The sequence below is a fragment of the Burkholderia sp. GW821-FHT14F03 genome (genome assembly GCF_058803765.1).
Map to the genome: position 1 here is coordinate 24,494 of NZ_JBXAPG010000006.1, position 8,781 is coordinate 33,274.

Below are 8,781 nucleotides of genomic sequence, written 5' to 3' on the forward strand. Positions count from 1 at the left end.
GGTTCCCCCCCCCCCCCCCCCCCCCCCCCCGCGCCTGTCTGCCCCGGTCCCCGGGGCGGCGCGTTCTCCTGTGCGTGTCGCGCCCGGGCCGATCGGCGCGGCGCGCATCGAAACCTATTGCCTCGCACGCATTCGGCGCGGCCGGCCGCAGCGAATGCGCCGGCCGCGCGTCAGGCTTCGGTATCTGTCCCGATTTCCGGCTCGACCTGCGCCGCCACCGCGCCGCCGCGTTCGCGGTAGGTCGCCGGCGGCGCGCCGAACTGCTTGCGGAATTCCCGTCCGAGATGCGAGGCGTCCGCGAAGCCGCAGCTCGTCGCGATGTCGGCGACGGTGCGGTCCGAGCTGGTCAGCAGCCACGCGGCGGTGCGCAGCCGCACCTGCTTGGCGAACGCCTGCGGGCTCGTGCCGGTTTCCGCCTTGAACAGGCGCTCCAGCTGGCGCGTCGACAGGTCGAGCTTGGCGGCCAGCTCGTCGAGCGGCAGCGTGCGCCCGACATGCTGCTCCATCAGCAGGATGGCGCGCTTCACCTTCGGATGCGTGGCCGGCTCCAACCCGGGCGGGTGCGGCTGCGGCGCATTGCCCTTCTGCATCTCGCCCACCAGCAGGATGCGCAAGGCCTTCTGCACCGTGGCGTGGTCGAAATGGCGCAGCAGGATCGCGGCCGCCACGTCGATCGACGCGCGTCCGCCCGAGCAGGTGATGCGCCGCCGGTCGATCACGAACAGCCGGTCCGCGATCAGCAGGTCGGGATCGACGGCCGGAAAGCGCTCGATGAAATCCCAGTAGTGGAACCAGCTGACGCAGATCCGGTGCGCATCGAGCACGCCCGCGCGCATCAGCGCGAACACGCCGGTGCAGATCCCCACCACGTTCGCGCCGTCGCCCGCCGCGCGGCGGATGAACTGCAGGGTTTCCGGCCCCGCCTGGGGCCCCGAGTGCAGCAGGCCGCCCACCACCACCACGTAGTCGAACGGGGCGGTGTCGGCGAAGGTCTCCCACGGCGTCACCTGGATCCCGCAGCTCGCGCGCACCGGCGCGAGCGTGTCGCCGATCACGCTCCACGCGCAGCGCACCGGCTTGCTGTAGTCGCCGTCGTCGGCCGACAGCCGCAGCATGTCGACGAAGCCCGAGAACGCGGTCAGCGTGAAATTCGGCAGCAGCACGATGCCGAAGCGGATGCGCCGCGGCGCGGCGGCGGGGGAGGCGGGTGCGTCAGGCGTCATTGCGGTGAGGCTCAGGGTTGGCCGGGCGGCGTCCGGCGGGTCTCGTCCGGCGCGGGCCACGTCGCCAGCGTCGCCGATCGGCGCGGCCGGAACTTGCGTTTTTCCGTCGCGAACCATCGCCAAAGCGCATCGATGCGGCCCGGGTGGCGGCGTTGTCCCACGCCGATGCCGGTTTTGTTCTATCGGCGGATTTTACGCTTTGGTGTACTGGCACCCAACGTCACTTCACGCGTCAATGCGCAAGGGCAGCCAGATGAACGTCAGCGTCTTCGATCTGTTCAAGATCGGCATCGGTCCGTCGAGTTCGCACACGGTCGGCCCGATGATCGCCGCGGCCCGCTTCGCGTCCCATCTCGACGATGCGAACCTGCTCGGCTTCGTGCGCCGCGTGCGGGTCGAGCTGTACGGTTCGCTCGGCGCGACCGGCAAGGGGCACGGCAGCGACAAGGCGGTGCTGCTCGGGCTCGAAGGCCACCTGCCGGACAGCATCGATCCGGACCTGATCGAGCCGCGCCTGCGCGCGATCCGCGAGGCGCGCGCGCTGACGCTGCTCGGCCGCCAGCCGATCCGCTTCGACGAGAAGGACGATCTCGCGCTCTACCGCAAGCTGATGGGCGGCACGAGCGTCGTGCATCCGAACGGCATGCGCTTCCAGGCGTTCGACGAGCACGGCCAGTTGCTGGTCGAGAAGGAGTATTACTCGATCGGCGGCGGGTTCGTCGTCAATCGCGACGGCGAGCGCGTCAACGGCGTGCGCGCGGCGGTCGAGGTGCCGCACCCGTTCCGCACCGGCGACGACCTGATGCGCGCATGCCGCGCGAGCGGGCTGTCGATCGCCGCGCTGATGTGGCGCAACGAGTGCGCGCTGCGGCCCGAGGCCGAGGTGCGCGCCGGCCTGCTCGCGATCTGGGGCGCGATGGCCGCGTGCGTCGAGCGCGGCTGCAAGGTCGAGGGCGAACTGCCCGGCCCGATGCGCGTGAAGCGCCGCGCGGCCGAGCTGCATGCGCGGCTGCGCAGCCGCTCGGAGGAAGCGCTGCGCGATCCGCTGTCGATGCTCGACTGGGTGAACCTGTACGCGATGGCGGTCAACGAGGAGAACGCGGCCGGCGGCCGGGTCGTCACCGCTCCGACCAACGGCGCGGCGGGCGTGATCCCGGCGGTGCTGCACTACTACGTGAAATTCGTGCCGGTCTCGACTGAGCAGGGGATCGTCGATTTCCTGCTGACCGCCGCCGCGATCGGCGCGATCTACAAGGAGACCGCCTCGATCTCGGGCGCGGAGGTCGGCTGCCAGGGCGAGGTCGGCGTCGCGTGCTCGATGGCCGCCGCCGCGCTCGCCGCCGTGATGGGCGGCACACCCGACCAGGTGGAGAACGCGGCCGAGATCGGCATGGAGCACAACCTCGGCATGACCTGCGACCCGGTCGGCGGGCTCGTGCAGATTCCCTGCATCGAGCGCAACGCGATGGGCGCGATCAAGGCGCTCAACGCGTCGCGCATGGCGCTCAAGGGCGACGGCCAGCACTACGTGTCGCTCGACTCCGTGATCAAGACCATGCGCGAGACGGGCGCCGACATGAAGACGAAATACAAGGAGACGTCGCGCGGCGGCCTGGCCGTGAACGTCATCGAATGCTAACGAAGGATCCGCACATGAGCCGCTATTCGATATTCAGCCTGTTCCGCAACGGCCTGTCCTATCACGAGAACTGGGAGAAGCAATGGAAGAGCCCCGAGCCGAGGCGTGAGTACGACGTCGTGATCGTCGGCGGCGGCGGGCATGGGCTCGCCACCGCGTACTACCTCGCGAAGGAGCACGGCATCACCAACGTCGCGGTGCTCGAGAAGGGCTGGATCGGCGGTGGCAACACCGCGCGCAACACCACGATCGTGCGCTCGAACTACCTGTGGGACGAGTCGGCCGCGCTGTACGAGAAGGCGATGAAGCTGTGGGAAGGGCTCGCGCAGGATCTCAACTACAACGTGATGTTCAGCCAGCGCGGCGTGATGAATCTCGCGCACACGCTGCAGGACGTGCGCGACACCGAGCGCCGCGTGAACGCGAACCGGCTGAACGGCGTCGACGCCGAATTCCTCACGCCCGCGCAGATCAAGGAGATCGAGCCGACCATCAACCTCGACAGCCGCTATCCGGTGCTGGGCGCGTCGATCCAGCGGCGCGGCGGCGTGGCGCGGCACGACGCGGTCGCGTGGGGCTTCGCGCGCGGCGCGGACCGCGCGGGTGTCGACATCATCCAGAACTGCCAGGTCACCGGCATTCGCCGCGAAGGCGGCGCGGTGGTCGGCGTCGACACCGTGAAGGGTTTCATCAAGGCGAAGAAGGTCGCGGTGGTCGCGGCGGGCAACACCACGGCGCTGGCCGACATGGCGGGCGTGCGGCTGCCGCTCGAAAGCCATCCGCTGCAGGCGCTGGTGTCGGAGCCGATCAAGCCGGTCGTCAACACGGTCGTGATGTCGAACGCGGTGCATGCGTACATCAGCCAGTCCGACAAGGGCGATCTCGTGATCGGCGCGGGCATCGACCAGTACACGGGCTTCGGCCAGCGCGGCAGCTTCCAGATCATCGAAGGCACGCTGCAGGCGATCGTCGAGATGTTCCCGGTGTTCTCGCGGGTGCGGATGAACCGGCAGTGGGGCGGCATCGTCGACGTGTCGCCCGATGCGTGCCCGATCATCAGCAAGACCGACGTGAAGGGCCTGTATTTCAACTGCGGCTGGGGCACGGGCGGCTTCAAGGCGACGCCGGGCTCGGGCTGGGCCTACGCGCACACCATCGCGCGCGACGAGCCGCACGCGCTCAACGCGCCGTTCGCGCTCGACCGTTTTTACACCGGCCACCTGATCGACGAACACGGCGCGGCCGCGGTCGCGCACTGAGCCTGACCGCATTGAAATAGATGGGACCGGGGTAAGGCGCTGAAGCGCCAACTGCGCATTGGGTATATGGGACCAGAGTAAGGCGCTGAAGCGCCAACTCTGGTCGACACATGAGGAGAACGCCATGTTGTTGATCGAATGTCCGTGGTGCGGCCCGCGCGCCGAATCCGAATTCAGCTGCGGCGGCGAGGCGGACATCGCCCGCCCGCTCGACACCGACGCGCTGTCCGACCGCGAATGGGGTGATTACCTGTTCATGCGCAAGAACCCGCGCGGCGTGCATCGCGAGCAATGGCTGCACGCGCAGGGCTGCCGCCGCTGGTTCATGGCGACGCGCGACACCGTCAGCTATGCGTTCCAGGGCTACGAGACCTTCGGCGCATCCGCGCACGACCAAGAGGATACCCAGCGATGAGCCAGAAAGACCGACTCGGCGCGGGCGGCCGCATCAACCGCGCGATCCCGCTCACCTTCACCTTCAACGGGCGCATCTACCAGGGTTTCCAGGGCGATACGCTCGCGTCGGCGCTGCTCGCGAACGGCGTGCATTTCGTCGCGCGCAGCTTCAAGTACCACCGGCCGCGCGGCATCGTGACGGCGGGCGTCGAGGAGCCGAACGCGGTGGTGCAGCTGGAGACGGGCGCGCATACGGTGCCCAATGCGCGCGCGACCGAGATCGAGCTGTACCAGGGGCTCGTCGCGAGCAGCGTGAATGCCGAGCCGTCGCTCGAGCAGGACCGCATGGCGATCAACCAGAAGTTCGCGCGCTTCCTGCCGGCGGGCTTCTACTACAAGACCTTCATGTGGCCGCGCAAGTGGTGGCCGAAGTACGAGGAGAGGATCCGCGAGGCGGCGGGGCTCGGCAAGGCGCCCGATACGCTCGACGCCGACCGCTACGACAAATGCTATGCGCACTGCGACGTGCTCGTGGTCGGCGGCGGCCCGGCGGGCCTCGCGGCCGCGCAGGCGGCGGCGCGCGCGGGCGCGCGGGTGATCCTCGTCGACGATCAGCGCGAGCTGGGCGGCAGCCTGCTCGCGGGCCGCGCGGAAATCGACGGCAAGCCCGCGCTGCAGTGGGTCGAGAAGGTCGAGGCGGAGCTGGCCGCGCGGCCCGACGTGCGCATCCTTACGCGCAGCACCGCGTTCGGCTATCAGGACCACAACCTCGTGACGGTCGTGCAGCGCCTGACCGAGCACCTGCCGGTCTCGATGCGCAGGGGCACGCGCGAGCTGCTGTGGAAGGTCCGCGCCAAGCGCGTGATCCTCGCGACGGGCGCGCACGAGCGGCCGCTCGTATTCGGCAACAACGATCTGCCCGGCGTGATGATGGCCTCGGCGGTGTCGACTTACGTGCATCGCTACGGCGTGCTGCCGGGCCGCGACGCGGTGGTGTTCGCGAACAACGACCGCGCCTATCAGTGCGCGCTCGACCTGAAGGCCTGCGGCGCGAAGGTGACGGTGGTCGACGTGCGCGCGGCGGCCGACGGCGCGCTGCCCGCGGCCGCGCGCCGTCACGGCGTGACCGTGATGAACGGCGCGGTGGTGACGGCGGCCTCGGGTCGCCTGCGGGTCGCGTCGGTCGAGGTCGCCGCGTATGCGGACGGCCGCGTGGGCGACCGGCTCGCGACGCTGCCGTGCGACCTCGTCGCGATGTCGGGCGGCTTCAGCCCGGTGCTGCACCTGTTCGCGCAGTCGGGCGGCAAGGCGCACTGGCACGACGGGAAGGCGTGCTTCGTGCCGGGCAAGGCGATGCAGGCGGAGGCGAGCGTCGGCGCGGCGGCCGGCGAATTCGGGCTCGCGCGCGCGTTGCGGTTCGCGCTCGACGCGGGGGCGGAGGCGGCGCAAGCGGCCGGCTGCACGGGCGCGGAGCGGCCGGCCGAGCCGCAGGTGGCCGAGCTGGCCGAAACCCCGCTGCAGCCGCTGTGGCTGGTCGGCGACGCCGCGACGGCGGCGCGCGGCCCCAAGCAGTTCGTCGATTTCCAGAACGACGTGGCGGCCGCCGACATCCTGCTGGCCGCGCGCGAGGGCTTCGAGTCGGTCGAGCACGTGAAGCGCTACACGGCGATGGGCTTCGGCACCGACCAGGGCAAGCTCGGCAACATCAATGGCATGGCGATCCTCGCGCAGGCGCTCGGCAAGACGATTCCCGAGACCGGCACGACGACCTTCCGGCCGAACTACACGCCGGTGACGTTCGGCGCGTTCGCGGGGCGCGAGCTGGGCGATTTCCTCGACCCGATCCGCAAGACCTGCGTGCATGAATGGCACGTCGCGCACGGCGCATTGTTCGAGGACGTCGGCAACTGGAAGCGGCCGTGGTACTTCCCGAAATCGGGCGAGGACCTGCATGCGGCGGTGGCGCGCGAGTGTCTCGCCGTGCGCACGAGCGTGGGCATTCTCGATGCGTCGACGCTCGGCAAGATCGACATCCAGGGGCCCGATGCGGTGAAGCTGCTGAACTGGATGTATACGAACCCCTGGAACAAGCTCGAAGTCGGTAAGTGCCGCTACGGCCTGATGCTCGACGAGAACGGCATGGTGTTCGACGACGGCGTGACGGTGCGGCTCGGCGAGCAGCATTTCATGATGACCACGACCACGGGCGGCGCGGCGCGCGTGCTGACCTGGCTCGAACGCTGGTTGCAGACCGAGTGGCCGGATCTCAAGGTGCGGCTCGCGTCGGTGACCGACCACTGGGCGACCTTCGCGGTGGTGGGTCCGAAGAGCCGCGAGGTGGTGCGCCGGGTGTGCCCCGACATCGACTTCGGCAACGGCGCGTTCCCGTTCATGAGCTATCGCGACGGCACGGTGGCCGGCGTGAAGGCGCGCGTGATGCGGATCAGCTTCTCGGGCGAACTCGCCTACGAGGTGAACGTGCCCGCGAACGCCGGCCGCGCGGTGTGGGAAGCGCTGATGGCGGCGGGCGCCGAGTTCGACATCACGCCCTACGGCACCGAGACGATGCACGTGCTGCGCGCCGAGAAGGGCTACATCATCGTGGGCCAGGACACCGACGGTTCGATCACGCCGCACGATCTCGGGATGGGCGGGCTCGTCGCGAAATCGAAGGACTTCCTCGGCCGCCGCTCGCTGGCGCGCAGCGACACCGCGAAGGCGGGCCGCAAGCAGTTCGTCGGCCTGTTGACCGACGACGCGCAATACGTGCTGCCGGAAGGCGGCCAGATCGTCGAGGCGGGCGCGGCGCCGGCCGCCGACGGCACGACGCCGATGCTCGGGCATGTGACGTCGAGCTACTACAGCCCGATCCTGAAGCGCTCGATCGCGCTCGCGGTGGTGAAGGGCGGACTGGAACGGATGGGCGGGACGGTCGCCGTTGCGCTGGCGGACGGCCGCCGCGTGACCGCGAAGATCTCCAGCCCGGTTTTCTACGACAGCGAAGGGGTGCGCCAGCATGTGGAATGAAACCAGAAGCGAGGCGGCGTCGCCGCGCGAGGCGCAGGGCGTGCGCCTCGAATCGCCGCTCGTCGGCGCGGCCGGCCTGCTCGCGGAGCAGGATGCGCGCGCGGCGCGCAAGTTCGCGTTTCGCGAGCGGCCCTTCCTCGATCTCGTGAACGTGCGGGGCGAGGCGGGCGACCCGGCGTTCGTCGCGGCGTTCGAGGCGGCGCTCGGGTGCCGGCCGCCTGCGCGGCCGAACACGGTCGCGCGCGGCGCGGAGTGCGACGTGCTGTGGCTCGGCCCGGACGAATGGCTGGTGCGCTCGAACGGCGCGGTCGAGGCCGGCCGCCTGGAGGCGACGCTCGCCCGCGCGCTGGACGGGCTGTATGCGGCGGCGGTCGATGTCGGCAGCGGCTACACGGTGGTCGAGATCAGCGGCGAGCGCGTGCGCGACGTGCTCGCGCGCGGCTGCCCGCTCGATCTGCATCCGCGCGGGTTCGGCGTGGGACAGTGCGCGCAGAGCCATTTCTTCAAGGCGTCGATCGTGCTGGTGCCGACGGGCGAGCAATCGTTCGAGATCGTCGTGCGGCGCAGCTTCGCCGACTACTTCTGCCGCATCATGCTCGACGCGGCCGCGCCGCTCGCGTCATGAAACCGGCCGAGGCGCCGTTCATCGCGGACAGCCGCATGACGGGCGGCGGCTGGAGCGTGTTCATCGATGCATTGCAGATGCCGGCGCGGGTCGGCATCCATGCGCACGAGCATGCCGGGCCGCAGCCGGTGGTGCTCGATGCGCGGCTCGGGTATCGCTGCGTGCCGGCCGAGCAGGGCGAGGCGGGCTGGATCGACTACGACGCGTACTGCGCGCGGATCGCGGCGTTCGTCGCGCACAAGCCGCATACGCGCCTGCTCGAAACGCTCGTGTTCGACATCGCGGTGCTGTCGTTCGACGAATGGCCGGCGCTCGATGCGCTGACGCTCGCGCTGTACAAGCCGAAGATCCGGCCGGGCACGCGCCGGGTCGGTGTCACGTTCGACTGGACCCGCGCCGATCATGCGCGCTGGCGCGCCGCGCGCTGCGCCGGTGCGTGAATGAAGACGGCCGCCCAACGGGCGGCCGTGTCGCACGCGCTGGTCGACGGGCCGGGCGGTGTTCGGCGTCGGGCACTTGGTGTCCGGCGTTTAGCACCCGGCACCCGGCACCCGGCACCCGGCACCCGGCACCCGGCACCCGGCACCCGGCACCCGGCACCCGGCACCCGGC

7 protein-coding genes are annotated in these 8,781 nt (G+C 70.2%); 6 read left to right on the top strand and 1 reads right to left on the bottom strand.

The features are described 5' to 3' along the window. Window positions 1–170: 170 nt before the first annotated feature. Entirely contained in the window at window positions 171–1,223 is a 1,053-nt protein-coding gene (locus tag AC1RQF_RS06135; RefSeq protein ID WP_273997653.1) for a GlxA family transcriptional regulator, read from the bottom strand. Window positions 1,224–1,476: 253 nt separating this feature from the next. Between AC1RQF_RS06135 and AC1RQF_RS06140 the strand changes: the two genes are divergently transcribed. The 6 genes from AC1RQF_RS06140 (at window position 1,477) to AC1RQF_RS06165 (ending at window position 8,609) form a co-directional block, all read left to right on the top strand. Next, window positions 1,477–2,862: an L-serine ammonia-lyase gene (locus AC1RQF_RS06140; RefSeq protein ID WP_273997655.1), complete on the top strand. Its 1,386-nt coding sequence runs from the start codon at window positions 1,477–1,479 to the stop codon at window positions 2,860–2,862. 14 nt (window positions 2,863–2,876) lie between these two features. Then, the gene (locus tag AC1RQF_RS06145) at window positions 2,877–4,121 is read left to right on the top strand and encodes a sarcosine oxidase subunit beta family protein (RefSeq protein ID WP_273997656.1); all 1,245 of its coding nucleotides are present in this window, start codon (window positions 2,877–2,879) and stop codon (window positions 4,119–4,121) included. A gap of 124 nt (window positions 4,122–4,245) precedes the next feature. Beyond that, window positions 4,246–4,536: a sarcosine oxidase subunit delta gene (locus AC1RQF_RS06150; protein ID WP_492871539.1), complete on the top strand. Its 291-nt coding sequence runs from the start codon at window positions 4,246–4,248 to the stop codon at window positions 4,534–4,536. Continuing rightward, entirely contained in the window at window positions 4,533–7,544 is a 3,012-nt protein-coding gene (locus AC1RQF_RS06155; RefSeq protein ID WP_492871540.1) for a sarcosine oxidase subunit alpha family protein, read from the top strand. Before AC1RQF_RS06150 ends, AC1RQF_RS06155 begins: the two co-directional genes overlap by 4 nt. After that, on the top strand, window positions 7,534–8,169 hold the full coding sequence (locus AC1RQF_RS06160) for a sarcosine oxidase subunit gamma (protein ID WP_273997659.1): 636 nt from the start codon (window positions 7,534–7,536) through the stop codon (window positions 8,167–8,169). Before AC1RQF_RS06155 ends, AC1RQF_RS06160 begins: the two co-directional genes overlap by 11 nt. Further along, the gene (locus tag AC1RQF_RS06165) at window positions 8,166–8,609 is read left to right on the top strand and encodes a dihydroneopterin aldolase (protein ID WP_273997661.1); all 444 of its coding nucleotides are present in this window, start codon (window positions 8,166–8,168) and stop codon (window positions 8,607–8,609) included. Before AC1RQF_RS06160 ends, AC1RQF_RS06165 begins: the two co-directional genes overlap by 4 nt. Window positions 8,610–8,781 lie beyond the last annotated feature (172 nt).